We start from the raw sequence: 25648 nt of genomic DNA on the forward strand, positions 1-25648 counted from the left end.
CGTTCAGGCCGGAGTCAGATGCCCGAGGCGCCGGAAAATGAGGCCCCTGCTCTCCCTGCCGCAGAGGTCCGCGAGGCCAGCAACCGCCCGCGCGCCGTGCGGGCGAATGCGAAAGCATCGCGCAGCATTCAGAGCAACGCAGCCGAGCGAGCCTCCGGATCGACACCGTACTTCGCGATCGCATCGGCGACTTCCTGCGGCCGCAGCAGCCCGTCATCGGCCAGCGCCTTGAGCGCCGCGACGACGATGTGATGGCGATCGACCTCGAACAGGCCGCGCAGCGCCTCGCGCGTGTCGGAGCGCCCGAAGCCGTCGGTACCCAGCGTGACGAAGCGCTGGCTGCCGACGAACGGCCGGATCTGGTCGGGCACGGCCTTCATGTAGTCGGTTGCCGCGATGATCGGGCCCGCCGTCGAGGCCAACTGCCGCTGCACGAAGCCCGTGCGCTGCGGCGCCAGCGGATGCAGCCGGTTCCAGCGCTCGGTCTCGAGGCCCTCGCGCCGCAGCTCGGTGTAGCTGGTCACGCTCCACACGTCCGCGACGACGCCGAAGTCGTCCCGCAGCAGGTCGGCCGCCGCGAGCACCTCCTTCAGGATCGCGCCGCTGCCGAACAGCTGCACGCGCGGCTTCGGGTCGAACACCGGCCCCTCGCGCAGCCGGTACATGCCCTTGACGATGCCCTCGCGCACGCCCTCGGGCATCGCCGGATGCGCGGTCTTCTCGTTGACCACCGTGAGGTAGTAGAAGACGTCCTCGTGCTCCTGCAGCATGCGGCGCAGGCCGTCCTGCACGATCACGGCGATCTCGTACGAATACGCCGGGTCGTACGAGACGCACGACGGGATCACCGACGACAGCACGTGGCTGTGTCCGTCGTTGTGCTGCAGGCCTTCGCCCTCCAGCGTGGTGCGGCCGGACGTCGCGCCGATCAGGAAGCCGCGCGTGCGCATGTCGCCGGCGGCCCAGGCCAGGTCGCCGGTGCGCTGGAAGCCGAACATCGAGTAATAGATGTAGAACGGCACCGTCGCGACGCCGTGCGTGCTGTAGGCCGTGCCGGCCGCGATCCACGACGACATCGCGCCCGACTCGTTGATGCCTTCCTGCAGGATCTGGCCCTGGCGGTCCTCCTTGTAGTAGCTCAGCTGGCCGGCGTCCTGCGGCGTGTATAGCTGGCCGACGTGCGAGTGGATGCCGACCTGGCGGAACAGGCCGTCCATGCCGAAGGTGCGCGACTCGTCCGGCACGATGGGCACCACGCGCGGGCCGATGTCCTTGTCCTTGAGCAACTGCGAAAGCACGCGCACGAAGGCCATCGTCGACGAGTATTCGCGGCCGTCGCTGGACTTCAGGTGCGCGGCGAATGAATCGAGCGGCGGCGCGACGAGCGTCTCCGTTCCCGCGCTGCGATGGGGGATGTGGCCGCCCGCGCGCGCGATGCCGGCCTGGAAGTACGCGTCCTGCGGGCTGCCGGGCGGCAGGTGCAGGTAGGGGACGTCCTCGACCTGGTCGTCGGGCACCGGCAGTGCGAAGCGGTCGCGCAGCGCGCGCACGGCGTCGGCGGTCATCTTCTTCTGCTGGTGGTTGGTGTTGGCGGCCTCGCCGGCGGCGCCCATGCCGTAGCCCTTGACGGTCTTGGCCAGGATCACGGTGGGCTGGCCGCCGTGCTTCATCGCCGCGGCGTAGGCGGCGTAGACCTTGACGGGATCGTGCCCGCCGCGGGCCAGCGCGCCGATCTCGTCGTCGCTCAGGTGCGCCACGCGCTCGCGCAGCACCGGATCGACGCCGAAGAAATGCTCGCGGACGTAGGCGCCGTCGCGCGCCTTGAAGACCTGGTACTCGCCGTCGACGGCGTCCATCATGCGTTGGCGCAGGCGGCCGTCGTGGTCGTCCTGCAGCAGCCTGTCCCAGCCGCTGCCCCAGATCACCTTGACGACGTTCCAGCCCGCGCCACGATAGACGCTCTCGAGCTCCTGGATGATCTTCGCGTTGCCGCGCACGGGGCCGTCGAGGCGCTGCAGGTTGCAGTTGACGACGACGATGAGGTTGTCGAGCTTCTCTCGGCCGGCCATCGCGATCGCGGCGAGCGTCTCGGGCTGGTCCTGTTCCCCGTCGCCGAGGAAGGCCCAGACCTTGCGGCCCTGTGCCGGAATCAGTTCGCGGTCCTCGAGGTAGCGCATGTAGCGGGCTTGATAGGCCGCCATCAGCGGGCCAAGGCCCATCGACACCGTCGGGAACTCCCAGAACGCGGGCATCGTGCGCGGGTGCGGGTACGACGCCATGCCGCCCTTGGTCTCCTGGCGGAACAGGTCCATCTGCGCCTCGGTGAAGCGTCCCTCCATGAACGCCCGCGCATAGATTCCGGGCGACGAGTGGCCCTGGATGAAGACCAGGTCGCCGCCGAACGCGTCCGTCCTCGCGCGGAAGAAGTGGCGGAAGCCGACCTCGTAGAGCGTGGTCGCCGACGCGTAGGTCGCGATGTGGCCGCCGACGCCCGAATGCCTGCCCGCGCGCAGCACCAGCGCCATCGCGTTCCAGCGCAGGTACGAATCGAGCGCCAGCTCCATCGCCACGTCGCCGGGGAAGGCCGGCTGCTGCGCGGCGTCTATCGTGTTGACGTAGGGCGTGGTGAGCGCGGCCCGGTAGCCGCCGCCCGTGGTCTTGTCCTGCTGCAGCAGTTCGTCGATGAGGAAGTGCGTGCGGCCGCGGCCCTCGTGTTCGAGGACGCCGCTCATCGCGTCCAGCCACTCCTGCGTCTCCTGCGGGTCGAGGTCGACGTGGTCGGGGATCCTGTCCATGGTGCTTGCTCCGTTGGGTGAAAGTCGTTGATCCATGGAACAGGACTCTAGGCACCGGAGCGTCGCGGCGGGGGCTCGCGATGGCTGCATTTGGGCCAATGCTGGCGTGCTTTGCGACGCGCTCGTCCCACGCGCGGATTTCCGGTCGACACTCCGGTTCGCCACGGCATTCGGAGGAATCGGCAATGAACGAAGAGACGGGACGCGCGCTGCCCGACGTGCTCGCGCCGGGCCTGAAGGCGATCTTCTGCGGCCTGAACCCGGGCGCGCTGGCGGCCGCCACGGGCCATCATTTCGAAGGGCGCGGCAATCGCTTCTGGCCGGTGCTGCACCAGGCCGGCTTCACGCCACGGCTGCTGGCGCCGCGGGACGATCGCGTGTTGCCGGCGTTCGGCTATGGACTCACCACGGTCGTCGCGCGGCCCACCGCGAGCGCGGGCGAGCTGTCGAGGCCGGAGTACCTCGCCGCCGCGGGCGAGCTGGAACGCAAGCTGGCACAGTGGCGTCCGCGTTGCGTCGCGTTCCTGGGCAAGGCGGCGTATTCGGCGCTGTCGGAACAGACTGCCGTCGACTGGGGCGCGCAGGCCGCGACCTTCGGCGGCGCGGCGGTCTGGGTGCTGCCGAATCCCAGCGGACTCAACCGCGGCTTCAGCCTCGACGCGCTGGTCGCCGCGTATCGCGCGCTGCGCGTCGCGCTCGAGGCCTGATCAGGCGGCCTCCCGGTTGCGCTGGAACAGCGCGGCCACCGCGGCGGCGATCAGCAGCACGGGCGAGAGCCACAGGCCCGCGCTGACCGAGCCCGTCGCGTCCGAGACGACGCCCGACATCAGCGGCCCGATCGCCTGGCCGATCGCGAAGGCGACCGTCAGCTCCGCCAGCGCGGCCGTCCACATCGGCGGCCGCAGCAGCTTGCGCACGATCACGGTCACGGCCGTCGGGCCCGCCATGAAGCTCGTGCCGAACACGATCGCCGAGAGGAAGGCCGCCGGCACCGTCGGGCGCAACAGCACCGGCAGCGTGCCGAGCAGCACGACGATCGCCACCACCGGCGAGCTCCAGCGGATGCCCAGCTTCGCGAGCGCGCGGCCCCAGGCCAGCGTGCCGATCACCGAGGACAGCCCCAGCACGATCCAGAACGCGGCGACGTAGCCTGCGCCGCCGCCGCCGTTGCGGATCAGCACGATGATGAACGTCATGTACGACACGTAGCCCGCCGCGAACAGCAGGTAGTTCGCGAAGGTCGGCCACAGGAACGCGATCTCCTTCCACGGCAGCAGGCGCTCGTCGCGCGCGGCCTGCGCGGGGACGGCGCGCGTCGCGGCGACGGCCGGCCACAGCGCGGCGATCGATATGGCGCCCAGCGCGACCCAGCCCGCGGGCCAGCCGCCCGCGCCCAGGTGGGCGAGCAGCGGCGGCACGACGATCCCCGACAGCGCGACGCCGCTGCCCACGCCGGTGATGTAGATCGCCAGCGGAATCGCGGCGCGTTGCGGCGCACCGCTCGCATTCACGCCGGCCGCCAGCGACGCGCCGACGATGAACGTGATCGCCGTCGCGAAGCCGCCCGTGAAGCGCAGCGCCATCAGCGCGCCGTAGTCGGCGGTGAAACCGGTGAGCAGCAGCACCACGCCGCTGAGCGCCAGCGTCGCGAGGAACGCGCGCTTGATGCCCAGGCGTTCGGACACCCACGCCGCGACCACCGACCCGAGGACATAGCCCAGCGCGTTCGCCGTGTTCATGCCGCCCGCCTGGACGTAGCTCCAATGCAGCGACGCGCGCATCGGCGGCAGCAGCAGCGCGTAGGCGAAGCGCGAGAAGCCGAGCGAGACCGCGGCGCCCGTCGACAGGCCGAGCGCGATCCACACATCGCCGAGACTTCGCCGGGCCGTGCCGGCCGTGCTGACCATCGTGTTCATTTGAAGGACTCCTTTGCCGCCAGTCTAGGGACGGCAGCCTGCGCGCGGGTGCCGCGACGGGCCCGTTCCCGGCCAACGACGGCGTGTTTCCGGCCATCCGGCGAACACCCGCGCGCGCGCTGCTGGAAAACGGATCGGTCTACACTCGTTGCATGCCAGACGAGACCGCGCACGACACACCCGACCGACCCACGAAGGTCGCGATCGTCGTGTTCGAGGACGTGCAGGCGCTGGACGTCGCCGGCCCGATGGACGTGTTCGCCGAGGCCAACAAGTTCCTCGCCGACGAGCAGCGCTACGAGGTCACGCTCGTCGGCATGCAGTCGGGCGAACTGCGCTGCGCCAACGGCCTGCGCATCCACGTCGATGCGGGCTACCTCGAGTACGACGGGCAGCCCGACCTGATCCTCGTCGCCGGCGGCCCGGACCTGCCGGTCTTCCGGCCGGAGCCCGGCATCCTGCAATGGATGCGCGAGAAGGCCGAAGGCTCGCGGCGGTTCGGCTCTGTGTGCAACGGCGCCTTCCCGCTGGGCCATGCCGGCCTGCTCAACGGCAAGGAGGTCACCGCGCACTGGAACGACGTCGATCGCCTGATCGCCCAGTTCCCGCGCGCCCGTGTGCGGCCCGACAAGATCTTCGTGCGCGATGGCTGCCTGTTCACCTCGGCCGGCGTGGCCGCCGGCATCGACCTGTGCCTGGCGCTCGTCGCCGAGGACTGGGGCCACGAGCTCGCGCTGCGCATCGCCAAGAAGCTGATCGTCTACATCCGCCGCGACGGCGGGCAGTCGCAATACAGCCCCTACCTGGCGGTCGGGCCGAAGGAGGAGACGATCGTGGCCAAGGTGCTGCGCCACGTCACCGACCACATCGGCGAGCAGCTGTCGATCGAACAGCTGGCCGACGCCGTCGCCGTGAGCCGCCGCACGTTCTCGCGCATCTTCGCCAAGAGCGCCAACATGACGCCGTCGGCGTTCGTCGAGCAGGTGCGCATCGACTACTCGCGCAAGCTGCTGGAGGAGACCGACCTGCCGCTGAAGACGGTGGCGTTCCGCTGCGGCTTCCACAACAGCAACCAGATGCGCTTCATCTATTCGCGCCGGCTCGACACGACGCCGCGCGAGTACCGCGAACGCTTCCGGCGCGAGGGCTCGGGCGAGCCGCGCGACGCGGCGGCCGTGCTGTCCATCGGCGCCGGGCCGCAGGACATCCGCATCGCGCCGTCGCTGCGCGACGCGGCGACGTCGTCGCGCGCGTCGTGATCGTCGCGCTCAGTGCGCGACCGTCTTCAGCGGACCCTTGGGCCGCTTGATGAACCAGACCACCGCGATGCAGCCCAGCATCAGGATCGTGGCCAGCGCGTAGAAGTCGTTGGTGGCCAGCATCACCGCCTGCTGGTCGACCATCCTCGACAACACCGCGGCCGGATCCGCGGCGCCGTGCAGCGAGTCGCCGAGCGCGGCGATCGCGGTGCGCACGCGCGTCGGATCCATCACCGCGGCGAGCTCGGCGCGGTCGTATTGGGACATGTGCTCCCAGTAGGTCTGCGTGAGCGAGGCGCCGACGGCCATCGACATGATGCGGATGAAGTTCTGCAGCCCCGCGCCGCTGGCCACCTTGTTCGGCGGCAGGTCGGACACGCCCAGCGAGGTCAGGCAGATGATGCAGGCGGGGATGCCGGCGCCCAGCACGAACATCGGGATCGCGACGTTCGCGTAGCCCGAGTCGGTGGTCAGGTGGGCGCGCATGAAGAACGACCCGGCGAGCACCAGCATGCCGAAGGTCACCATGCGGCGCGCGTCGATCCTGGGCAGCAGGCGTCCGATGACGGGCGACGACAGCACCGCCAGGATCCCCATCGGCGCGGTCGCGTAGCCGGCCCAGGTGGCCGTGTAGCCCATCTGCTGCTGCAGCCACAGCGGCGTGAGCACGATGTTGCCGAAGAAGATCCCGAACATGAGGCTCAGCGACAGCGTCGACGCGAGCCAGGTGCGCGACTTGAACACCGACAGGTCGATCGCCGGCGCCGCATCGGTCAGCTCCCAGATGATGAACAGCGTGAGCGAGATCGCCGAGACGATGGCGCACCCGACGATCACCGGCGAGTCGAACCAGTCGAGCTCGCGGCCCTTGTCGATCATGATCTGGAACGCGGTCACGAAGCACACCAGCAGCCCCAGCCCGACGCCGTCGATGCGCGAGCGCTGCACGGGGCTCTCGTGCGCCGTCATCACGCGGCGCGCGCCCAGCCAGACGAAGATGCCGAAGCCGATGTTGATGTAGAACACCCACGGCCAGCTCCAGTCGTCGGAGATCAGCCCGCCGAGGATGGGCCCGAAGATGGGCGCGACCACGGTCATCATTCCCCACAGCGCGAGCGCGATGTTCGACTTGTTCTTCGGGAAGACCGCCAGCATCAGCGTCGACGACAGCGGGATCAGCGGCCCGCCGGCGATGCCCTGCAGCACGCGGAACAGCACCAGCGCGCCCAGCGAGCGCGAGAGGCCGCAGCAGATCGAGAAGACGACGAAGGCGACGAGCGACATCATGAACAGCCGCACGCGGCCGAACTGGCGCGACAGCCAGTCGGTCAGCGGCACGGTGATCGCCTCGGCCACCGCGTAGGCCGTGATGACCCAGGTGCCTTCGGTCGTCGAGACGCCGAGGTTGCCCGAGATCGTCGGCAGCGCGACGTTGGTGATGGTCGTGTCGAGCACCACCATGAAGTTCGCCAGCGAGAGCACCACGGCGGCCAGCGCCAGTTGCCTGCCGCGCAGGGGCTCGTAGTCGATGGGCGTCGAAGACATGGCCTGTTCCGTTTTGTCTAAACCGAACGGTACAGTACATGGAATCGAGCAGGATGCTGGAAAAGAGCGTGATTGGCCCTTCAATCGGTGTTGTTATGTACCGATCGGTTTTGACCTAACATGGCGGGCCGATCACCGGACAGGGAGAGTCGATTGAATGCAACGTCCCGCAAGCGCCTGCCCGCGGCGAAGGCGCCGGCGCCGCGCGTGCCGACTGACGACAAGGCCGCGGCGGTACTGGCCGGCGCGCGGGCGGTGTTCTTCACGCACGGCTTCAGCGCCGCGACGACGGACATGATCCAGCAGGCGGCCGGCGTGTCCAAGGCGACGGTCTACGCGCGCTATGCGACCAAGGAGGCGCTGTTCAACGCCGTCGTCGAGGCGGAGTGCGCGCGCTTCCTGGGCGAGGTGCGGGCGACCGAGATCCGCTCGCGCAAGCTGCAGGACGTCCTCGCCGCGCTGGCGCAGGCCTACCTGCGGCTGGCGCTGTCGCCGGACATCCTGGCGCTGTATCGCGCGGTCGTCGGCGAGGCGCCGCGCTTTCCTGCGCTGGCCCGGCAGTTCTACCTGCTGGGGCCGCACGGGTTCAACGGGATCGTCGAGCGCCGGCTGGAAGAGGCCGCCGCGCAGGGCCAGGTCGACTTCTCGTCGGTGGGCCTGGAGATGGCGGCGATCCACTTCGTCAACCTCGTTCGCGGCGAGGCGCAGATGCAATGCGTGACCCATCCCGGCTCGGTGCCGTCGCAGGCGCAGTGCGACCAGTGGGCCGCCGCGGCAGTGACGACGTTCATGCGCGCCTTCGGCAAGACCTGAGCGCGCGCAGCCCGGTCAGGCGCCCGCGCGCGCGGGCGTGCGCGGCGCCGCGCGTCGCGCGCGCATCGCGAATCCCGCGAGCGCCGCGCCCGCCAGCGGCAGCAGCATCGCCACCCAGGTGACCGCGGAGAGCCCCGGGCCGCGCGCGATCACCACGCCGCCGACCCACGCACCGAGTGCGTTGCCGAGGTTGAAGGCGGCGATGTTGAAGCTCGACGCGAGCGTCGCGCCGGCGCCGTCGGCCTTGGACAGCACCCACATCTGCAGCGGGGCGACGGTGGCGAAGGCGGCGATGCCCAGCAGGCCGACGAAGACGACGGCCAGCGCGTGGCTGTGCAGCGCGACGCTCATGCCGGCAAGCACCGCCGCGAGCGCGAGCAGCGAGCCCAGCACCGTCGCTTCGAGGCGGCGGTCGGCGAGCTTGCCGCCCAGGATGTTGCCGGCGACGAGGCCGCCGCCGAACACCAGCAGGATCGGCGGCACCGCGCCCTTGTCGAAGCCGGCGATCTGCGTCAGCAGCGGCGCGATGTAGGTGAACACGGCGAACACGCCACCGTAGCCCAGCACGGTCGTGGCCAGGCCCAGCAGCACGCTGCGGCGGCCCATCGCGGCGAGGTCGGCGCGCCAGTCCATCTTCTCGGGCGCGACGGCGTCGCGCGGCACCAGCGCCTGGATGATGGCGAGCGCCAGCAGGCCCACGCCGGCGACGGCCCAGAACGTCGCGCGCCAGCCGAAGGCCTGGCCCAGCCAGGTGCCGATCGGCACGCCCAGCACGTTGGCCATGGTCAGTCCGGTGAACATGATGGCGATGGCCGAGGCGCGCTTGTCGGCGGCGACCAGGCCGGTGGCGACGACGGCGCCCACGCCGAAGAAGCTGCCGTGCGCGAAGGCCGTCAGCACGCGCGCCGCCATCAGCAGGCCGTAGCCGGGCGCGAGCGCGCAGGCGGCGTTGCCGATCGTGAAGATCGCCATCAGCGCGAGCAGCACGGCCTTTCGCGGCCAGTTGCGCGTGAGCACGGTCAGCACCGGCGCGCCGACGACCACGCCCAGCGCGTAGCCGGAGATCAGCAGGCCGGCGGCCTGGAGCGTGACGCCGAGGTCGGCGCCCATGTCGGGCAGCAGGCCCATGATGACGAATTCGGTGACGCCGATGCCGAAGGCGCCGGCGGTCAAGGCATAGAGAGCGAGAGGCACGGAAAGTCTCCGGGAACGAACGATGGTTCCCATGGTGGCGGCGAATGCCGCTTGCGACTAGACTGCCGGCAAGAAGAACACTTGTGAACTTAAATCACATGTCCAGACAGGACGTCAACCGCTCCGGCGAGATGGAAGTCTTCGTCCGCGTGGTCGAGCTCGGCGGGTTATCGGCCGCCGCGCGGGCACTCGCGATGACGCCGTCGGCGGTCAGCAAGCTGGTCGGCCGGCTCGAGGCCAGGCTGGGCGTGCGGCTGTTCAATCGCTCGACGCGCCAACTGCAGCTGACCGCCGAGGGCAGCGTGTTCTACGAGCGCAGCGTGCGCGTGCTGGCCGACCTCGCCGAGGCCGAGCGCGGCGCCGCGGCCAACGATGCGCCGCGCGGCCGGCTGAGCGTCAACGCCAACGTGCCGTTCGGCGAGGCGGCACTGTTGCCGCTGGTGCCGGCGTTCCTCGAGCGCTATCCCGAGATCACGCTGGACATCGTGCTGACCGACGAGGTGATCGACCTGATCGAGCACCGCACCGACGTCGCCGTGCGCGCCGGGCCGCTCAAGAGCTCGAGCCTCGTCGCGCGCAAGCTGGGCGCGACGCGCAAGTCCATCGTGGCGTCGCCGGACTACCTCGCCAGGCACGGCGTGCCGAAGAAGCCGGCCGACCTGGCGCGGCACAACTGCCTCGGCTTCAACCGCACGCGCACGTTGAACGGCTGGCCGGTGCTGGCCGCCGGCAAGCAGGTGATGCTGCCCGCCGTCGGCAACACGCAGGTCAGCGACGGCGCCTCGCTGCAGCGCCTGGCCGTGGCCGGCGTCGGGCTCGCGCGGCTGGCGCGCTTCCACTGCCGCGACGACATCGCCGCGGGCCGGCTCGTGCCGGTGCTGGAGAAGTTCAACCCGGGCGACCTCGAGGAGATCCACGCCGTCTTCCTCGGCCACGGCGGCTACCTGCCGGCACGCGTGCGGGCGTTCCTCGATTTCCTGGTGGAGAACGTGCGGATCGAGCCGCAATGAACGACGCCCTGGCCGCGCGAGGCGGGCAGGGCGTTCGAAGTCGTTGCGACGCGGTCGAGCCGCGTCGCGACGGACGATCAGGCGCGGCGGGCCGTCGGCTTCTTGGCGGCCGGGGCGACCTGGTCGATGACCGACGACAGCGAGCTGTACGCCTGGTCGACGCCCGACTTCAGGCCCTTGGCGATCGGCGCGAAGGCCTCGGCTTGCGGCAGCTTGGCGGCGGTCGCGTCGAGGTTGGCGTGGAACTGCGACACGCCGAGGTCGGCGGAGGCGCGCAGTTGCTGGCCGGCGAGCACGAGGCCCTGCTGGGCGTTGGCCTTGATCAGTTCGACGGCGGCTTGCGGATCCTTCACGCCGGTCATCGACTTCAGCGCGGCTTCGGTCGCCAGGCGGCTTTCCTCGAAGTGCTTCTTGCCGAGGTCGGCCCAGGCTTGCACCTGTTCCATGACCGGCTTCAGGTTGGCCTGGAGGGCTTCGGGGGCGAACTTTTCGGCGCCGGGGAAGGACGGGAAAGCGAAGGCGGTGGTCATGGAGGTCTCCGGTTGATGTTGCAGTGCAGCAATGATAAATCGATCATTGCTGCGGTGCAACATGGAAATTAGGGAAGACCCTCCAGGCCGGCGTCAGCTGCGCACCGCCAGCGTGTAGCCGGTGGCCGTCTTGGGCGTGTCGTAGACGCCGTAGTCGCAGCTGAAGACCGTCCAGGCCTCGGTCGTGTCGGCGGCGTCGGTGGTCGACGTCCAGTAATACTGCAGCGTGACGAAGCCGGCGAACGGCGCCGCGGCGGACGGCAGGCCGGCGTCGGCGCTGGGCCACGTGGTGTCGAAGAAGTCGGCCTGGTTGTTCAGCGCGCGGTCGGCCAGGCTGGCCATCTCCTTGCGATTGGGCATGCGCCAGGCGCCCACGGCCGAGCCGTCGCTGAGGCCGCACTGCCCGCTGGCCAGGCCCTGCACCGCGGCGAGGGCGTCGCTCCAGTTGCCGGCCAAGCAGTCGGCGCGCCTGAGCCAGACCAGGCCGGTGACGGTGTCGGTGAGCGTGCCGTCGCCGTTTTCGCGCAGGCGCTGGGACGGCAGCGCGACGCCGGCCTGCACGCTGCCGTCGTCGCCCGCGGCGTAGGGCACGTACATGCCGGTGGCCTGCAGCCGGACGCTGCCGCCCGCGTTGGGTCCGCCGCCCTTGACGGCCCAGACCCCGAGGCTGCTCGTCGCCTTGAGATTGCCGGCGCCGTCGTTGATGTAGCGGCCATCGCCCATGCGGATGGCCCAGGCGCTCGGCGAGCCGGCCTGGCCGCCGTAGTAGCTGGTGGACGTCCAGTAGGCCGTGTCGGCCACGTTGACGAACGGGCTGCCGGCGCTGATCGCCGGGCTGGCCGCCGATTCGTCGACGATGCTTTCCAGCTCCCACTGGTTCGGCAGGCGCCACTGGCCGGCGGTCGACCCGTCCGCCAGCCCGCAGGCGCCGGCGGCCAGGTGGTTCACCGCGGCGATCGCGTTGGCCCAGGTGGCGGGCGCGAGGCAGCCGGCGTCCTTCAGCCAGGTCAGGCCGGTCAGCGTGTCGGTGACGCTGCCGTCGTGATGGTCGACATATCGCGTCGCGGGCCAGGCGACGCCGGCGTGGCGGTCCGCGTCGTCGCCGGGCGCGTAGCTCTGCGCCTGGCCGCTGGCCGCCAGGCGCACCAGCGGGTCGGCGCCGTCGTGGGCGATGAAGTTGCCGTCGGCGACCGAGCCGTTCGGGACGGAGTCGAAGTTCAGCACCGACTGGATGTAGGCGGAGCCGCCGCCGGGATTCGTGAACTGGCCGGTGAAGTCCTCGCGCGTGACGGCGGCGCCCGAGGCGGCTGCCCAGTCGCTCGCCGGGGCGTACCACGTGTAGCCGGAGCGATCGGCGTCGGCGGCGTTGCCGATGGCCGGCTCGAAGGAGTAGCCCGCCTTCGTCGCCCAGAACTGGTAGTTCCACTTGCAGGCGTCGGTGCAGGACGTGCCCAGCTGCGCGAAGCTGTAGTGGCCGTTGGCGTCCGTGGTGGCGGTCGCGACGACCTGGTTGGTGTTGGTGTTGAACGCGATGACCGTCGCGCCCGGCAGCGGCGCGCCGCGATAGCTCACGCTGCCCGCGAAGGTGTTGGTCGGCGGCGGCAGGCCGGGATCGGTGTCGCCGGCCTGGCTGCTGCTGCTTCCGCCGCCGCCACCGCAGGCCGCAAGAAGGCTCGCGCAGGCGAGCGCGAGGGCGGCGGCGCGGGCGCGCGCGGGGGGCGAGGCGGTCTGGGTCATCGAGGGCTTGTCCAAAGTGATGACTCTTCTACGGCGCTGAACGTCCGTCCCTGAGTCACCGGCCGGCGCGCCCGTGAACAAAGTCGCGGCGCCGCGCTCAGGGCATCGTCGCGACGAGCTCGAGCAGCCGCCGCGGCTGCTCGATCTGCGGCATGTGGCCGCACTGCGCGATGATCTCGAGACGCGCGTCCGGGAACGACTCGGCGACGGCGCGTCCGTAGGCCGGCGTGACGACGCGGTCGCTCTCGCCCCACACGACCAGCACCGGCACGCGCACCAGCGCGAGACGCGCGCGCAGCTGGGGGTCGGCCATGTCGCGGGCGCGGCCGTAGACCGCCAGCGTCCGCATGTTGGCCGCCATGCCGGCCTTCTGCGCGTCGGTCAGCTTCGACGGATCGATGCCGAAGCGCGCCGGGTCGTGGTAGCTCAGCGCCGACAGCTGCTGCGGCGTCAGCGAGAACACGTCCGCGCAAGGTTCGCCGTCGACGACGATGCCGGCGCCGTTGACCAGCACGACGCCGCGCAGCCGCTCGCCGGCGCGCAGCGCGAGCGCGTTGGCGATCCAGCCGCCGATCGAGAAGCCGACGACCAGCACCTCCGTCAGCACGAGGCGTTCGAGCAGCGCGGCGTAGGCATCGGCGAGCTTCTCGATGCTGTCGAAGTCGCCGGGCCGCGGCGTGCCGCCGAAGCCGGGGTGCACCGGCGCGATCACGCGCGCGTTCGCGGCCATGGCCTCGACGAAGCGCGCGACGGTCTGCGGGCCGCCGCCGCCGTGCAGCACGAGCACGGCGGGGCCGCTGCCGGCATCGTCGAAGGTGAGGGCGAGGTCGTCGACGAAGCTTTCGTGGCGGGTCGTCATGACAGGTCCTTTATATAAATATATTGATATAAAGATCATGATACGATAGCCGAGAATTCTCCGCAAGGTGACAAGGCCATGCCCGCAGACCTCCAGCCGCTGGGCCACGCGATCAAGCGTGCCCAGTACCGCCACCATCGCGCGGTCGACGCCGCGCTGATCGAGATCGGCACCACGCTCGCGCAATGGGACGCGCTGCGTGCGATCGCGCGCAACCCCGAGTCGTCGTCGCACAAGCTGGCCGGCCTCACCTTCCAGAGCGACCAGTCGTTCGGCGCGCTCGCCGGCCGGATGGTCGAGCGCGGGCTGATCCAGCGCGTTGCCGGCGAAGGGCGCGCGCTCCTGCATCACCTCACGCCGGAAGGCGAGGAGATGCTGGCCGCCGGCAGCACGGTCGTCGACCGCCTGCTCGCGGCCTCGTTCGCGCCCTTGAACAAGGCGGAGCGCCAGCAGTTGCGGGCGCTGCTGTCCAAGCTGCTGGGCGACGACGCACCGTAGCTAGGTCTTCGGCGAGAAGGCGATGCAATGACCGTGCGGCCTGATCGGCCCTTCGACGAGCTGGCACGTCGCCGGCGCCTTCGGCTTGGCGGGGGCGATGTAGTGCACGCAGTCGTCGCAGTCCTTGCCGGGCATGTCGCCCTTGTCGACGTATTTCACCGCGGCCTTCGCGAGTTTGGCCTGCGCGCGCGCAGGCGTGCCGGCCGCCCACGCGATGGTCACGCCCACCCCGAGGGCCGCGGTGCGCTGCAGCGCGCGGCGGCGCGAGAGACCGTCCGTCCGTTGATCTTCCATGCTCGACCCCTTCGATGCCCGGCGCGATGGCCGTGCATGTCAGACCGGGCGAAGCGCCGGAATATTCCCGGGATCAGAATTTCGTCGGCTGGCTCACCTCGTCGCGCAGGCTGTCCAGCAAGGCCTTCACCTTGGCGGGCGGGGCGCCGTTCAGGTGGGCATCGATGACGGCGTCCAGCGACTTCTTCACCGCGTTGTCCTTGGCCGCCGACGCGGCCGCGAGTCTGGCCTTGGCATCCTCGCTGCCGTCGCCGCGCACCGCGGCCATCAGCACCTCGACGAGCCGTTGCAGGATCAGCTCCACCGCGCGCGCCGAGAACCCGCCCAGCAGCGCGATCACGCCGGGCGACAGCGACTGGTCGAGTTGCGTGCCCAGCTTGCCCGAGATGAACGGGCCCAGCGCGATCGACAGGATCAGGCCGCCGATCACGCCCGTGAAGAAGCGCGAGATGTAGGACGCGTTGTACTTCGGATCGTACGAGCGCGTGGCGAGGTAGGGCTGGGTCTTCACCAGCACGTAGAACGAGGCGCCCAGCACCGCGCCGAAGAAGGCGTTGAGCGAGGTCCAGAAGCTGGCCGAGGTCTCGATGTCGTGCAGCCATTCCATCATTTGGACGCTCCCTGGCTGGCGGGCTGGGCTGCCCGCGGGACGGATGCGGCCGCCGCGGCGGCCTCGATGAAGGCGGCCGACGCCTGCGACTCGGCCGCCTTCTCGGCCGCTCGCCGGGCCTTCCAGCGCTCGCCCTTGCCGGCGATCTGCGAGGCGCTGATCACGAAGCAGACGGCGCTGACGAACGCCACCCCGATCACCGCCTGCACCAGCGGCGGCATGCCGCCGAAGATGTGGCGCTTGCCGGCGGGCGGCTCGGAGGTCTGCAGCGACAGCGCCGTCGTGGGCGCGATCAGCAACGACAGCTTCGCATGGATGTCCAGGATCACCTCCTCGGGCGTCAGGCCGGTGGCCTGCGGGGCGCTGTGGTCGGGGTGCGGATCGTGGATCGTGTACAGCGGCGCCGCGCCCGCCACCTCGATCGGCCAGACGAGAGCCGGCGCCACCTGCGAGATCGGATCCATCTCCAGCGCCTTGAGCACCGAGTCGAGCCAGCCGATCTCGCGCAGCAGCGGCAGCGGCAGCACGAAGCCGTTCTTGCGGGCGAACGAGAGCATCAGGCGGCAATCCGGCACCAGTCCGGTTGCTCCGTGGGTCCTGGCGTGCTTCTTGGCAATCTCGGGCGCTTCCGCCATTCCGTGCTCCTGCCGTGCTGCTTCGCGGCGGAGTCTCCGTCAGCCACGGCTGGCTGACATCCCTAGAACGGGCGGCACGCGCCTCAGCGCTGAACGTCGAAGGCCTTTTCCACCGTGAACGCGATGGTGCCCATGAGCACGCCGCCGCCGATCATCAACGCCAGGATCACGCCCAGCACCGGCGCCCAGCCGGTGCGCACCATGCCCGGCGGCGGGGATTCGTCGTCCTCCTCGCGCGTGGCCTGCACGACGGGCTGGCCCGGCTCGCCGGCGTACAGTCGCGCCCACTTGGCGTCGGTGGTCAGCCCGATGACGATGGCGCACAGCATGCCGATCGAGATCGTGAGCCCCAGCCACGGGATCAGCGCCCAGGACAGCCGGTCGTCGATGCCCAGGTCGCGCATGCGAAAGACGCCGACGAGGCCCACCAGCGTCGGGATCGGATAGAGCCAGCCGAGGCGGCTGCGCAGGCCGTGCAGGTAGAAGTGGTGCAGGCCGACGCTGCCGCCGATGACGGCGATCCAGGTCGCGAGGGTCTTCGACGGCACCTCGTCGGGATCGCGAAGCGTCATGACAGTCCCCGCTCGCTGCGCTCGCAGCCTGCCGAGGGGGCCTCGGCCCTGCTGCGGAGCGGCCGAGCGCGGCGGCCTCGCATCGACGCTGGGCACGGGCGCGGCCCCGTCACTGCATGTCCTCGCGCTCGACCGGCGTCGTGTCGGCGCCCGTGCCCAGCCGGCGCTGCATCATCACGACATCCAGCCAGTGCTCGAACTTCCAGCCCGCCGCGGCGAAGGTGCCGGTGTGCTCGAAGCCGCAGGACTTGTGCACCGAGATCGAGCCCGCGTTCTCGGCATCGCCGATCACGGCCAGCATCTGGCGGATGCCCAGGCGCTCGCAGCGCGCGATCAACTCGACGAGCAGCAGCTTGCCGGCACCCTGGCCGCGCGCCGCGGGCGCCAGGTAGATCGAATCCTCGACGCAGAAGCGGTAGGCGCGGCGCGGGCGGAACTGGTTGGCGTAGGCGTAGCCCAGCACCTGGCCGCCGCGCTCGGCCACCAGCCAGGGCAGGCCCTGCGCGAGGATGGCGTCGCGGCGCTTGCCCATCTCGGTGTCGTCGGGCTCGTCCAGCTCGAAGGTGCCGGTGCCGTTGCGCACGGCCTCGCGGTAGATCTCGCCGCAGGCGGGAACGTCGGCGGACGTGCTGTCGCGCAGGATCAGCGGCGACGTCGAAACGGCGGAGTTGTCAATGTGCATGGCGATCAGTTTATAATGCTCGGTTTTCGGCGTTGGCTGGTGCCTTGCCTGGAGCTTGCGGACTAACCCTCCGCTGGGATTGACGTCCCGGCTCCGCTCCCCGTCAAGCGGGGAAGCAGTTCACCAGCGTATCTAACGGCGTCGAATGTAGCGCTGCTGTCGGCTTCCCGGCCGGCAAAGGCAAAAACGTTTGGCCTGCCCTTGCGTGTCTCCCTGGCGCGGCAAAACACACCAAACACTTAGGAATTCATCATGGTCGTCATTCGACTTGCCCGTGGCGGCGCCAAGAAGCGCCCGTTCTACAACATCGTGGTCGCCGACTCGCGCGAACGCCGCGACGGTCGCTACCTGGAGCGCGTCGGCTTCTACAACCCGATGGCCTCGGGCCAGGAAGAGCCGCTGCGCGTCGTGTTCGATCGCGTCACGTACTGGAAGAGCGTCGGCGCGCAAGCCTCGCCCACCGTCCAGCGCCTGCTCGACCAGGCCGCCAAGAAGGCCGTCGGCACCCCGGCTCCCGCCGCTGCCTGATGTCGGCACGTCTTCTTTGCTGCGCGGCTGACCGCGCCGTCTCGCGATGAGCGCCCACGAGCAGCAAGAAGACCTCTCCTGGCCCGAAGACGCGATCGAAATCGGTCGCATCCTCGGTGCCTGGGGAATCAAGGGCGGCATCAAGGTGCTGCCCTTCGCGTCTGACCCTCAGGCGCTGTTTTCCGCCAAGGTCTGGTTCCTGAAGCCGGCCGAGAGCCTCAAGAAGCCCTCGGCTGCCGCCGTTGCCAGGCCCGGCAAGACCGCCGTCGCGGTCACCCCCGCCCACAAGACGCCGGCGCAGAAGGCCGCGCTGGCCGCGCCGCTGCCGTTCGCGCTGCACGTCAAGGGCGTGCGCGACCAGGGCGACGCCATCGTCGCGACCGCCCCCGAGATCGCCGACCGCGACGCCGCCGAGGCGATGAAGGGCGTGCGCGTGTTCGTCTCGCGCGCCACCTTCCCCACGACCGACGACGACGAGTTCTACTGGATCGACCTGATCGGCCTGTCGGTCTTCAACCGCGACAACGCGGCGCTCGGCGACGTCATCGGCCTGATCGACACCGGCCCGCACTGCGTGCTGCGGGTCAAGCCCGCGAACGTTCCAGGCTCGTCCGAGCCGCAGGCCGAGGCGCCCGCCGAGCCCGCGGCCGACGAGCGCCTGATCCCGTTCGTCGAAGCCTACGTCGATTCCGTCGACATCGCCGGTCGCCGCATCGTCGTCGACTGGGGCCTGGACTACTGACGCCCGGAGCGCCCGCATGCGCTTCGACGTCGTCACGCTGTTCCCCGACCTGTTCGCGCCGTTCCTGACGCAGGGCATCACGCGCCGCGCGTACGAGTCCGGCCAGGTCGACGTGAAGCTGTGGAACCTGCGCGACCACGCGGAAGGCACGTATCGGCGCGTCGACGACCGCCCGTTCGGCGGCGGCCCCGGCATGGTGATGCTGGCCGAGCCGCTCGAGCGCGCGCTGGGCGCGGTCGCGAGCGCGCGCGCGGACGCGGGTGCGCTCGCGGGGCCGGTCGTGCTGTTCACGCCCACCGGCCGCCGCATCGACCAGGCGCTGGTACGCGAGTGGGCCGGCGGCCCCGGCGCGACGCTGCTGTGCGGCCGCTACGAGGGCATCGACCAGCGCGTCATCGACCGCCACGTCGACGTCGAGCTGAGCCTGGGCGACTTCGTGCTGTCCGGCGGCGAACTGCCCGCGCTGACATTGCTGGACGCCATCGCCCGCCTGATGCCTGGCGTGCTGGGCGACGAGCAGTCCCACCTGCAGGACAGCTTCGAGCAGGGCCTGCTGGACTGCCCGCACTACAGCCGGCCCGAGCTGCTGGCGACGCCCGAGGGCGAGCTGCCGGTGCCGCCGGTGCTGCTGTCCGGCCATCACAGGGACATCGCGCGCTGGCGCCGCGAGCAGTCGCTGGCGCTGACGGCCCGGCGCCGTCCCGACCTGATCGCCGCAGCGCGGGCAGCGGGGCGGCTGACGAAGGCGGACGAGAAATTCCTGGCCAGCCTGGATTCCGGCACGCTATAATCGCAGGCTCACCGTTCCTCTGCCGGGCAGAAGTGGCTGTCGAGAGCCTCGCTCTCCTCGCCTGGATGGACTCCAGTGCCGCATTCCAAGCAATAGTGCGCCGCCAAGAACGGGTTTGACTAGGTAATCCAAATGGATCTGATCGCTACCCTCGAGCAGGAAGAGATTTCCCGTCTCGGCAAGACCATCCCGTCGTTCGCCCCCGGCGACACGGTGATCGTGAACGTGAACGTCGTCGAAGGCACGCGCAAGCGCGTCCAGGCGTACGAAGGCGTCGTGATCGCCCGTCGCAATCGCGGCCTGAACTCCAACTTCATCGTTCGCAAGATCTCCAGCGGCGAAGGCGTGGAACGCACGTTCCAGCTTTACAGCCCGCTGATCGCGTCGATCGAAGTCAAGCGCCGTGGCGACGTGCGCCGTGCCAAGCTTTACTACCTGCGCGATCGCTCGGGCAAGTCGGCTCGGATCAAGGAAAAGCTGGCCTGATTTCGAGACGCCCGACGGGCGTCCGGAATGCCAACAAAGCCCGGCTCTGCCGGGCTTTTTCGTTTCCGGCCGGAGATTGCGGCGCAGGGCAGGGGACACTCGCTCCCCGATGAGCAGCCCCTCGACCTCCGAACCCTATCGCGTCCTCGTCATCGGCGGCTACGGCTTCTTCGGCCGCCGCCTCGTCGAACGCCTCTCGCGGCAGGCCGGACTGCACGTCATCGTCGCCGGCCGGTCGGCGCAGCAGGCTTCCGCGCTCCTGACCGAGCTGCGGTCGCAGGCGCAGGCGACGCTGGGCGCCATCGAGCTCGACGCGATGTCCGACGAACTCCCCGGCTGGCTCGACGGCCTGCGCGTGCGCGCCGTCGTCAACGCGAGCGGCCCGTTCCAGGGCCAGGACTACCGCGTCGCGCTGGCCTGCACCGCGGCCGGCGTGCACTGCATCGATCTCGCCGACGGCCGCGACTTCGTCGCCGGCGTCGCCGCGGTCGACGTCGCGGCCACGGCGGCCGGCGTCTGCGTGCTCAGTGGCGCGAGCTCGGTGCCGGCGCTGTCCGGCGCGGCCGTCGACGACATGACGCGCGGCTGGCAACGCGTCGACGAGATCGACATCGGCATCAGCCCGGGCAACCGCACCGAGCGCGGGCTGTCGACGATCCGGGCCGGGCTCAGCTACTGCGGACGTCCCATCCGCCACGACGACGGCCGCACGCTCACCGGCTGGCTGCGCCTGCGCCTGCATCGATATCCCGCACCGGTCGGCTGGCGTCCGCTGTCACCGTGCGATGTGCCCGACCTGGACTTGCTGCCGGCGCGCCATCCCGGCCGGCCGCGCGTGCGCTTCGGTGCCGGTCTCGAGCTGTTCGCGCTGCACTTCGGCATGAACGCGATGGCGCTGGCCGGACGGCTGGGCCTGGTGCGCGACTGGACGGTGCACGCGCCGTGGCTCAAGCGCTGGTCGGACCGCTTCGCCACGCTGGGGTCGGACGCGGGCGCGATGCACGTGTCGGTGCGCGGGCTCGACGACCAGGGCCGGCGCGCGCGCCGCACCTGGACGCTGCTGGCCACCGACGGCGACGGCCCGTTCGTGCCGACGCTGGCCGCCGCCGCGCTGGTGCGCAAGCTCGCGGCCGGCCAGCCGCCGGCGATCGGCGCGCGGCCCTGCGTCGGCGAGCTGACGCTGGACGACTTCGCACGCGAGACCGATGGCCGGCACATCTCGTGGAAGGTCGCGTGAGCCGGCGACCGTCGCTGTTCGAAGCCGCGCTGGGCGCGCGCTTCGAGGCGCTGGCGCCAGCGCTTGGCCGCTTCCATCGCCTGTCCGGGCATCACGAGCTCCACGGCGCCGTCGAGACCGATCCGCCGGACTCGCCGATCGGCCGCCTGCTCGCGCGTTGTCTCGGCAGTCCGCGCCAGGCCGCGTCAGGGGCGATCCGCTTCGAGCTCGATGCCGCCCCCGACGTCGAGACCTGGACCCGGCACTTCCCGTTCCGCACGATGCGCTCGCGCATGCGGCTCGTCGATGGCCAAGTGGTCGAATGCATGGGCCCCGCGCGGCTCGTGTTCGCGCTGGAGGAGGTCGACGGCGGCTTGCGCCTGCGCCTGCGGTCGCTGCGCTTCCTCGGCATACCCTGCCCGGCATGGCTGCGGCCGCGCCTGGAGGCCGGCGAGACGGGCGATGGCGATCGCCTGTGCTTTCGCATCGAGGCCGCGGTGCCGGGGATCGGGCGCGTCGTCGGCTATCGCGGCCATCTGGTCGTGCCGGATGAGACAGCTGCGTGACGCCCGTCGATCCAGAGGGCCCGTGGGGGTGATTGACGATGCGGCGTGCATCGCGGGGCAGGCGGCCGGACAATCGTCCATCGACTCTCGACCGCCACGCTGACCGAATGCCTTCTTCCGACGCCCCGTCCACGCCCGCCGCCCCGCCGCGCGGCGTCATCCGCGAGCCGCGTCTCGCGCCGGTCGTCGGCCTCGATTCGCACCTGCCGGCGGTTCCGCCGGAGCGCCTGACGCCCGACGCGTTGCGCGCGCGTTTCGCGCCCACGCTGCGCGCGCCCGGGAGCGACGCGGTCGCGTGGACGCCGGAGTTCACCGGAGACGGCCAGCGCTTCGCCGAACGCCCGATGCGCGAGGCCGCGGTGCTGGTGCCGCTGGTGCGCCGGCCCGAGGGCCTGACGGTGCTGCTCACCAAGCGCACCGACCACCTGAACGACCACGCGGGCCAGGTGAGCTTCCCGGGCGGACGCACCGATCCGGAGGACGCCGATGCCGTCGCCACGGCGTTGCGTGAGGCGCACGAGGAGGTGGGTCTGGCGGCCGACGAGATCGAGGTCATCGGCGTGCTGCCCACCTACACGACGGTGACGGCCTACGAGGTCACGCCGGTGGTCGCGCTGCTCGACCCGCCGCGCGCGCTGGCGCTCGACGCCTTCGAGGTGGCCGAGGTGTTCGAGGTGCCGCTCGCGTTCCTGATGGATCCGTCCAACCACCGGCGCCACGCGGCGGAGTTCCAGGGACTCAAGCGCCAGTTCATCTCGATGCCGTGGGGCGCCGACGCCAGCGGCGAGCCGTACTTCGTCTGGGGCGCCACGGCCGCGATGCTGCGCAACCTGTACGCATTCCTCGCGCGCTGATCGACCGTCGCGCGAGCCGCGTGCCGTCGCGCTGCGGCTATGATTCGTCCCAATGAGTTTCGTCGCCGTCCTCTTCGCCTTGTTGCTCGAGCAGATCAAGCCGCTGCCGCGCAACAACGTCGTGCACTACTCGCTCGCGTCATGGGTCGGCTGGACGGGCCGCAACTTCGACGCCGGCAAGCCGCAGCACGCGAAGGTCGTGTGGGTCGTCACCGTGATCGCGCCGGCACTGGCGGCGGCGCTCGTCTACATCGCGATCGCGCACTACAACACGATCGCGGCGCTCGTCTTCGACATCGCGATCCTGTACCTCACGCTGGGCTTTCGCCAGTTCAGCCACTACTTCACCGACATCCGCACCGCACTCGAGAGCGGCGACGAGCCCGAGGCGCGCCGGCTGCTGGCCGAGTGGCGCCACCTCGACGCCTCCGAGCTGCCACGCACCGAGCTGCTGCGCCACATGATCGAGCACTCGCTGCTGGCCGCGCACCGCCACGTGTTCGGCGTGTTCTTCAGCTTCGTCGTGTTCTCGGCGGTGGGTCTCGGACCGGCCGGCGCGGTGCTGTACCGGATGGCCGAGTTCGCGTCGCGCTACTGGGCGTTCCGTAGCAAGTCGCTGGACATGCCGATCAACGAGAACCTGATGGCGCTGTCGCAGCGCCTGTTCAGCCTGATCGACCACATCCCCGCGCGCCTGACCGCGTTCGGCTTCGCGGTGGTGGGCAACTTCCAGGACGCGATCGACGGCTGGAAGCGCGACGCGGGCCTGTGGAAGCACGCCAACGAGGGCATCATCCTGGCCGCCGCGGCCGGTGCTGTCGGCGTGCAACTGGGCGGCGGCACGGCACCGGGCATCACGCCCGATCGGTCGAAGACGTTCAGCAGCGGCGACGGCACGGCCACGTTCGAGTCCGGCGGCAGCACGACGCAGGGCATGCCGCCTCAGCTGGCCCATCTGGGCATCGTCGTCGGCCTGGTCTGGCGCTCGGTGGTGCTGTGGATGCTGCTGGTGGCGCTGCTCAAGCTCGCGAACCTGCTGTCCTGATCCGCTGGCCGGACGCGGCGCGTCAAGCCCCCCGAAGCGGGGAACGTCGCGGTCGAGTCGGCGTCGATACTGCGCGCATGACGCCATCGATTTCCTCGTTCGTCTTCATGGCCTTCACGGCCGCCTATCTCGCAATCCGCGGCGTGTTCATCCGCCGCGCGCGGCGCCAGCAGAAGACCGACAGGGGCGACCTGCGCGACCGCCTGCTGATCGCGCTGGTGGGCATCGGCCAGATCGTGCTGCCGCTGCTGTTCGTCTGGACGCGAGCCCTGGATTTCGCCGATCGCGCGCAGCCGTCTGCATGCGTGCCGTTGGGCGTCGTCGCGATGGCGGCCGGCCTGTGCCTGTTCTGGCGTTCGCACGTCGACCTCGGCGACAACTGGTCGGTGACGCTGGAGATCGATGCGAAGCACGCGCTCGTCACGCGGGGCGTCTATCGCCTCGTGCGGCATCCGATGTACACGTCGTTCTTCGTCTCGGGCCTGGGCCAGGCGCTCCTGCTGGCCAACTGGATCGCCGGGCCGGCGGCGCTGGTGGCCGTCGCGGTGATGCTGATCGTGCGCGTGCCCAACGAGGAGGCGATGATGATCGGGGAGTTCGGCGACGAGTACCGCGACTACATGCGGTGCACCGGAGGGATCGTGCCCAGGCTGTCCTGAGCGGCTGGCGTCAAGGCGCGGAGGCCGCGCTGGCCGCAGCCGCGCTTGCTTTCGCGGCGTGGTGCACGGCCGGCCGCGCCGTGTCGTCGACCAGCTCGAATCGCGGCCGCAGACTGCGTGGCGACTTCAGCAGGCGGGCGATCGCAGGACTCTGGATCACGACGACCAGACAGTCGACGCCTTCACGCCCGCGGCCCGGTGCGAACGGATATTCGAAGCCAAGGGTGTCCTCGGCCACCAGGCTCGTCCAGCGCCAGCTGAACTCCTGATCGGGACACGACTGCGTGGGCGAATGCACCTGGGCGTCGTAGAGCGCCGGCAGGACGCCTTCGTCGTCAGGCTTGAACAGGTCGGCGACGGAAATCTCGGCGCGCCGGTCCAGGCTGTAGAGCGGGCTCGACAACGCATGCGACGGATGCGTGCCGCCGATCATCTCGCTGTTGTAGCGGAAGCTTCGATAGCGACCGAACGCGCCCTCGGGCGTGATGACGGCCTGGTCGATGCCGCCGTCGATGAAGTCCTGGTCGGCGGCTGCCTGGGCGACGACCTGCGCGTCCGACGGCGGGACCGCGCCGGCCTTGTCGCCGAGCAGCAGCTCCAGCGACTGCTGGCGCAGCCAGGCGTTCAATGCGCGCACCGCGGGATCGCGCGTGTCGGTGAAGATCGGATAGGTCCATTCGACGTCGCGCGCCATGCTTCGCTCGTCCGGACTGCGGCCGGCGTCGGCGACCGCGAACGTGTGGCTCGCCATCGTGTAGTGCAGCCTGGGCGGTGGCGGGGTGACGGACGTGCCGGCGTTGCCGGCCGCGCAGGCCAGCGACAGGCAGGGCGCCGAGAGCCATCGTGCGAGCGCGGTCATCGATCGCAGCAGAGGCATCGCTTCACCTCGCCGGCTCAATGCCGCGACGCAGCCCGCTCCAACTCGCCCATCAGTTCTTCGTAGATGCGCTCGCGCGATGGCGAGATGTCGCCGCGGGCGATGGCCGCGCGCACGCCGCACGACGGCTCGTGGCGGTGCGTGCAGTTGGCGAACTTGCAGTCGCCGAGGTACATGCCGTAGTCCAGCATCAGCGAGCCGAGCTCGGCCGACTTGATGTGGTGGATGCCGAACTCCTGGAAGCCGGGCGAGTCGATCAGCGCGCTGCGGCGATCGTCGTCCAGCCAATACCAGGTGGTGGTGGTGGTCGTGTGCTTGCCGGACTTCAGCGCCTTGGAGATCTCGCCCACCTGCGCATCGGCGTGCGGTACGAGCAGGTTGACCAGCGTGCTCTTGCCCATGCCGCTGGGGCCCAGCACCAGCGTCGTCTTGCCTTCGAGCAGCGGGTCGAACACCGCCCTGGTGCCGGCGGGATCGGTCTTGACCGCGACCTCCAGCACGTCGTAGCCCATTCGGCGATACGGCGCCAGGCGTTCGCGCGCTGCGGCGGCCTCGGGCAGGTCGATCTTGTTGAGGACGATCTTGACCGCGATGCGCCCGTCCTCCGCGGCGATCAGCGCGCGCGCCAGCTGCGATTCGCTGTACGGCGGATCGGTGGCCACCATGATCAGCAGCAGGTCGATGTTGGCCGCGAAGTTCTTGCTGCGCCATTCGTCCTGGCGCTTGAGCAGGCTGGTGCGCGGCTCGAACGACTCGATCACGCCCTCGTCGCCGGAGACCTGCCAGCGCACGTGGTCGCCGACGATGACCTCGCTCTTCTTGCCGCGGCCGTGCGCCAGCATGCGCGTGCCGTCGGCCGTCTCGATGACGGAGTGGCGTCCGTGCACGCCCACGACGCGCGCCAGCGCGTGCGGCGACGAGGCCGGGGCGCCGCGG

28 protein-coding genes are annotated in these 25648 nt (G+C 70.4%); 14 read left to right on the forward strand and 14 right to left on the reverse strand.

The annotated features are described in order from the left end of the window. Window positions 1-128: 128 nt before the first annotated feature. Window positions 129-2795 (reverse strand): pyruvate dehydrogenase (acetyl-transferring), homodimeric type, encoded by a 2667-nt coding sequence (gene aceE / locus LPC04_RS15020; protein ID WP_275683061.1) that lies wholly within the window; start codon window positions 2793-2795, stop codon window positions 129-131. 185 nt (window positions 2796-2980) lie between these two features. Between aceE and mug the strand changes: the two genes are divergently transcribed. Continuing rightward, window positions 2981-3502: a G/U mismatch-specific DNA glycosylase gene (gene mug / locus LPC04_RS15025; protein ID WP_275683062.1), complete on the forward strand. Its 522-nt coding sequence runs from the start codon at window positions 2981-2983 to the stop codon at window positions 3500-3502. Here the strand turns inward: mug and LPC04_RS15030 are convergent, their stop codons facing one another. Continuing rightward, window positions 3503-4711, reverse strand: coding sequence for a YbfB/YjiJ family MFS transporter (locus tag LPC04_RS15030; protein WP_275683063.1), 1209 nt, complete (start codon window positions 4709-4711; stop codon window positions 3503-3505). A 152-nt stretch (window positions 4712-4863) separates the two neighbouring features. Here LPC04_RS15030 and LPC04_RS15035 point away from each other — a divergent pair, with 152 nt between their 5' ends. Beyond that, window positions 4864-5970 (forward strand): GlxA family transcriptional regulator, encoded by a 1107-nt coding sequence (locus tag LPC04_RS15035; protein WP_275683064.1) that lies wholly within the window; start codon window positions 4864-4866, stop codon window positions 5968-5970. 9 nt (window positions 5971-5979) lie between these two features. Here LPC04_RS15035 and LPC04_RS15040 read toward each other — a convergent pair whose 3' ends face one another. Continuing rightward, a complete protein-coding gene (locus LPC04_RS15040) occupies window positions 5980-7515 on the reverse strand; it encodes a DHA2 family efflux MFS transporter permease subunit (RefSeq protein ID WP_275683065.1) in 1536 nt (511 codons plus the stop codon). A gap of 153 nt (window positions 7516-7668) precedes the next feature. Between LPC04_RS15040 and LPC04_RS15045 the strand changes: the two genes are divergently transcribed. After that, window positions 7669-8328: a TetR/AcrR family transcriptional regulator gene (locus tag LPC04_RS15045; protein WP_275683066.1), complete on the forward strand. Its 660-nt coding sequence runs from the start codon at window positions 7669-7671 to the stop codon at window positions 8326-8328. Between the two features lie 15 nt (window positions 8329-8343). Here the strand turns inward: LPC04_RS15045 and LPC04_RS15050 are convergent, their stop codons facing one another. Continuing rightward, window positions 8344-9522, reverse strand: a complete 1179-nt coding sequence (locus tag LPC04_RS15050) for an MFS transporter (protein ID WP_275683067.1) — start codon at window positions 9520-9522, stop codon at window positions 8344-8346. A 98-nt stretch (window positions 9523-9620) separates the two neighbouring features. Here LPC04_RS15050 and LPC04_RS15055 point away from each other — a divergent pair, with 98 nt between their 5' ends. Beyond that, entirely contained in the window at window positions 9621-10532 is a 912-nt protein-coding gene (locus LPC04_RS15055; RefSeq protein WP_275683068.1) for a LysR family transcriptional regulator, read from the forward strand. A gap of 77 nt (window positions 10533-10609) precedes the next feature. On the opposite strand, the gene LPC04_RS15060 is transcribed toward LPC04_RS15055, so the two are convergent. The 3 genes from LPC04_RS15060 to LPC04_RS15070 all read right to left on the reverse strand — a co-directional run bounded on the left by LPC04_RS15060 (window position 10610) and on the right by LPC04_RS15070 (window position 13658). Next, complete coding sequence (locus tag LPC04_RS15060) at window positions 10610-11062, reverse strand: hypothetical protein (RefSeq protein WP_275683069.1); 453 nt, start codon at window positions 11060-11062, stop codon at window positions 10610-10612. Between the two features lie 93 nt (window positions 11063-11155). Continuing rightward, the gene (locus tag LPC04_RS15065; protein WP_275683070.1) at window positions 11156-12799 is read right to left on the reverse strand and encodes an Lcl domain-containing protein; all 1644 of its coding nucleotides are present in this window, start codon (window positions 12797-12799) and stop codon (window positions 11156-11158) included. Window positions 12800-12896: 97 nt separating this feature from the next. After that, complete coding sequence (locus LPC04_RS15070; protein ID WP_275683071.1) at window positions 12897-13658, reverse strand: alpha/beta fold hydrolase; 762 nt, start codon at window positions 13656-13658, stop codon at window positions 12897-12899. 78 nt (window positions 13659-13736) lie between these two features. Between LPC04_RS15070 and LPC04_RS15075 the strand changes: the two genes are divergently transcribed. Continuing rightward, the gene (locus tag LPC04_RS15075) at window positions 13737-14156 is read left to right on the forward strand and encodes a MarR family winged helix-turn-helix transcriptional regulator (protein WP_275683072.1); all 420 of its coding nucleotides are present in this window, start codon (window positions 13737-13739) and stop codon (window positions 14154-14156) included. Here the strand turns inward: LPC04_RS15075 and LPC04_RS15080 are convergent, their stop codons facing one another. The 5 genes from LPC04_RS15080 to LPC04_RS15100 form a co-directional block, all read right to left on the reverse strand. Beyond that, window positions 14157-14450: an iron oxidase precursor (Fe(II) oxidase) gene (locus LPC04_RS15080; protein WP_275683073.1), complete on the reverse strand. Its 294-nt coding sequence runs from the start codon at window positions 14448-14450 to the stop codon at window positions 14157-14159. Between the two features lie 73 nt (window positions 14451-14523). Further along, on the reverse strand, window positions 14524-15060 hold the full coding sequence (locus LPC04_RS15085) for a hypothetical protein (protein ID WP_275683074.1): 537 nt from the start codon (window positions 15058-15060) through the stop codon (window positions 14524-14526). Then, entirely contained in the window at window positions 15057-15695 is a 639-nt protein-coding gene (locus LPC04_RS15090; protein ID WP_275683075.1) for a hypothetical protein, read from the reverse strand. Before LPC04_RS15090 ends, LPC04_RS15085 begins: the two co-directional genes overlap by 4 nt. An 83-nt stretch (window positions 15696-15778) precedes the next feature. Beyond that, the gene (locus LPC04_RS15095; RefSeq protein ID WP_275683076.1) at window positions 15779-16267 is read right to left on the reverse strand and encodes a hypothetical protein; all 489 of its coding nucleotides are present in this window, start codon (window positions 16265-16267) and stop codon (window positions 15779-15781) included. Window positions 16268-16376: 109 nt separating this feature from the next. Then, on the reverse strand, window positions 16377-16949 hold the full coding sequence (locus LPC04_RS15100) for a GNAT family N-acetyltransferase (protein WP_275683077.1): 573 nt from the start codon (window positions 16947-16949) through the stop codon (window positions 16377-16379). Window positions 16950-17201: 252 nt separating this feature from the next. Between LPC04_RS15100 and rpsP the strand changes: the two genes are divergently transcribed. The 9 genes from rpsP to LPC04_RS15145 all read left to right on the forward strand — a co-directional run bounded on the left by rpsP (window position 17202) and on the right by LPC04_RS15145 (window position 23835). Continuing rightward, window positions 17202-17477: a 30S ribosomal protein S16 gene (rpsP, locus tag LPC04_RS15105; RefSeq protein WP_275683078.1), complete on the forward strand. Its 276-nt coding sequence runs from the start codon at window positions 17202-17204 to the stop codon at window positions 17475-17477. A gap of 46 nt (window positions 17478-17523) precedes the next feature. Further along, the gene (gene rimM / locus LPC04_RS15110; RefSeq protein WP_275683079.1) at window positions 17524-18219 is read left to right on the forward strand and encodes a ribosome maturation factor RimM; all 696 of its coding nucleotides are present in this window, start codon (window positions 17524-17526) and stop codon (window positions 18217-18219) included. Between the two features lie 16 nt (window positions 18220-18235). Beyond that, on the forward strand, window positions 18236-19009 hold the full coding sequence (gene trmD, locus LPC04_RS15115; protein WP_275683080.1) for a tRNA (guanosine(37)-N1)-methyltransferase TrmD: 774 nt from the start codon (window positions 18236-18238) through the stop codon (window positions 19007-19009). 132 nt (window positions 19010-19141) lie between these two features. Next, a complete protein-coding gene (gene rplS / locus LPC04_RS15120) occupies window positions 19142-19495 on the forward strand; it encodes a 50S ribosomal protein L19 (RefSeq protein ID WP_275683081.1) in 354 nt (117 codons plus the stop codon). Window positions 19496-19604: 109 nt separating this feature from the next. After that, window positions 19605-20732, forward strand: coding sequence for a saccharopine dehydrogenase NADP-binding domain-containing protein (locus tag LPC04_RS15125; RefSeq protein WP_275683082.1), 1128 nt, complete (start codon window positions 19605-19607; stop codon window positions 20730-20732). Next, complete coding sequence (locus LPC04_RS15130; RefSeq protein WP_275683083.1) at window positions 20729-21277, forward strand: DUF4166 domain-containing protein; 549 nt, start codon at window positions 20729-20731, stop codon at window positions 21275-21277. Before LPC04_RS15125 ends, LPC04_RS15130 begins: the two co-directional genes overlap by 4 nt. Before the next feature lie 107 nt (window positions 21278-21384). Continuing rightward, window positions 21385-22131, forward strand: coding sequence for a CoA pyrophosphatase (locus LPC04_RS15135; RefSeq protein ID WP_275683084.1), 747 nt, complete (start codon window positions 21385-21387; stop codon window positions 22129-22131). A 52-nt stretch (window positions 22132-22183) separates the two neighbouring features. Beyond that, window positions 22184-23176 carry a CobD/CbiB family protein gene (locus LPC04_RS15140; protein WP_275683085.1) on the forward strand — a complete coding sequence of 331 codons (993 nt, stop codon included), beginning with the start codon at window positions 22184-22186 and terminating at the stop codon, window positions 23174-23176. 77 nt (window positions 23177-23253) lie between these two features. Continuing rightward, window positions 23254-23835, forward strand: coding sequence for a protein-S-isoprenylcysteine O-methyltransferase (locus LPC04_RS15145; RefSeq protein WP_275683086.1), 582 nt, complete (start codon window positions 23254-23256; stop codon window positions 23833-23835). A 10-nt stretch (window positions 23836-23845) separates the two neighbouring features. On the opposite strand, the gene LPC04_RS15150 is transcribed toward LPC04_RS15145, so the two are convergent. Beyond that, a complete protein-coding gene (locus LPC04_RS15150) occupies window positions 23846-24712 on the reverse strand; it encodes a hypothetical protein (RefSeq protein ID WP_275683087.1) in 867 nt (288 codons plus the stop codon). 17 nt (window positions 24713-24729) lie between these two features. After that, a complete protein-coding gene (gene rsgA / locus LPC04_RS15155; RefSeq protein ID WP_420854730.1) occupies window positions 24730-25554 on the reverse strand; it encodes a ribosome small subunit-dependent GTPase A in 825 nt (274 codons plus the stop codon). Window positions 25555-25648 lie beyond the last annotated feature (94 nt).

It is taken from the genome of Scleromatobacter humisilvae (assembly GCF_023231945.1).
Taxonomy (GTDB): Bacteria; Pseudomonadota; Gammaproteobacteria; order Burkholderiales; family Burkholderiaceae_C; genus Scleromatobacter; species Scleromatobacter humisilvae.

What these genes read in the sequence shown, in the direction of transcription:
- LPC04_RS15150 (WP_275683087.1), bottom strand. Translation starts at nt 24,712, where the DNA reads ATGCCTCTGCTGCGATCGATGACCGCGCTCGCACGATGGCTCTCGGCG.
- LPC04_RS15035 (WP_275683064.1), top strand. Translation starts at nt 4,864, where the DNA reads ATGCCAGACGAGACCGCGCACGACACACCCGACCGACCCACGAAGGTC.
- LPC04_RS15055 (WP_275683068.1), top strand. Translation starts at nt 9,621, where the DNA reads ATGTCCAGACAGGACGTCAACCGCTCCGGCGAGATGGAAGTCTTCGTC.
- LPC04_RS15125 (WP_275683082.1), top strand. Translation starts at nt 19,605, where the DNA reads ATGAGCAGCCCCTCGACCTCCGAACCCTATCGCGTCCTCGTCATCGGC.
- LPC04_RS15135 (WP_275683084.1), top strand. Translation starts at nt 21,385, where the DNA reads ATGCCTTCTTCCGACGCCCCGTCCACGCCCGCCGCCCCGCCGCGCGGC.
- LPC04_RS15140 (WP_275683085.1), top strand. Translation starts at nt 22,184, where the DNA reads ATGAGTTTCGTCGCCGTCCTCTTCGCCTTGTTGCTCGAGCAGATCAAG.
- LPC04_RS15070 (WP_275683071.1), bottom strand. Translation starts at nt 13,658, where the DNA reads ATGACGACCCGCCACGAAAGCTTCGTCGACGACCTCGCCCTCACCTTC.
- LPC04_RS15100 (WP_275683077.1), bottom strand. Translation starts at nt 16,949, where the DNA reads ATGCACATTGACAACTCCGCCGTTTCGACGTCGCCGCTGATCCTGCGC.
- rimM (WP_275683079.1), top strand. Translation starts at nt 17,524, where the DNA reads ATGAGCGCCCACGAGCAGCAAGAAGACCTCTCCTGGCCCGAAGACGCG.
- LPC04_RS15040 (WP_275683065.1), bottom strand. Translation starts at nt 7,515, where the DNA reads ATGTCTTCGACGCCCATCGACTACGAGCCCCTGCGCGGCAGGCAACTG.
- LPC04_RS15145 (WP_275683086.1), top strand. Translation starts at nt 23,254, where the DNA reads ATGACGCCATCGATTTCCTCGTTCGTCTTCATGGCCTTCACGGCCGCC.
- LPC04_RS15090 (WP_275683075.1), bottom strand. Translation starts at nt 15,695, where the DNA reads ATGGCGGAAGCGCCCGAGATTGCCAAGAAGCACGCCAGGACCCACGGA.
- LPC04_RS15085 (WP_275683074.1), bottom strand. Translation starts at nt 15,060, where the DNA reads ATGATGGAATGGCTGCACGACATCGAGACCTCGGCCAGCTTCTGGACC.
- aceE (WP_275683061.1), bottom strand. Translation starts at nt 2,795, where the DNA reads ATGGACAGGATCCCCGACCACGTCGACCTCGACCCGCAGGAGACGCAG.
- rplS (WP_275683081.1), top strand. Translation starts at nt 19,142, where the DNA reads ATGGATCTGATCGCTACCCTCGAGCAGGAAGAGATTTCCCGTCTCGGC.
- trmD (WP_275683080.1), top strand. Translation starts at nt 18,236, where the DNA reads ATGCGCTTCGACGTCGTCACGCTGTTCCCCGACCTGTTCGCGCCGTTC.
- LPC04_RS15075 (WP_275683072.1), top strand. Translation starts at nt 13,737, where the DNA reads ATGCCCGCAGACCTCCAGCCGCTGGGCCACGCGATCAAGCGTGCCCAG.
- LPC04_RS15030 (WP_275683063.1), bottom strand. Translation starts at nt 4,711, where the DNA reads ATGAACACGATGGTCAGCACGGCCGGCACGGCCCGGCGAAGTCTCGGC.
- LPC04_RS15095 (WP_275683076.1), bottom strand. Translation starts at nt 16,267, where the DNA reads ATGACGCTTCGCGATCCCGACGAGGTGCCGTCGAAGACCCTCGCGACC.
- rsgA (WP_420854730.1), bottom strand. Translation starts at nt 25,554, where the DNA reads ATGCTGGCGCACGGCCGCGGCAAGAAGAGCGAGGTCATCGTCGGCGAC.
- rpsP (WP_275683078.1), top strand. Translation starts at nt 17,202, where the DNA reads ATGGTCGTCATTCGACTTGCCCGTGGCGGCGCCAAGAAGCGCCCGTTC.
- mug (WP_275683062.1), top strand. Translation starts at nt 2,981, where the DNA reads ATGAACGAAGAGACGGGACGCGCGCTGCCCGACGTGCTCGCGCCGGGC.
- LPC04_RS15060 (WP_275683069.1), bottom strand. Translation starts at nt 11,062, where the DNA reads ATGACCACCGCCTTCGCTTTCCCGTCCTTCCCCGGCGCCGAAAAGTTC.
- LPC04_RS15065 (WP_275683070.1), bottom strand. Translation starts at nt 12,799, where the DNA reads ATGACCCAGACCGCCTCGCCCCCCGCGCGCGCCCGCGCCGCCGCCCTC.
- LPC04_RS15080 (WP_275683073.1), bottom strand. Translation starts at nt 14,450, where the DNA reads ATGGAAGATCAACGGACGGACGGTCTCTCGCGCCGCCGCGCGCTGCAG.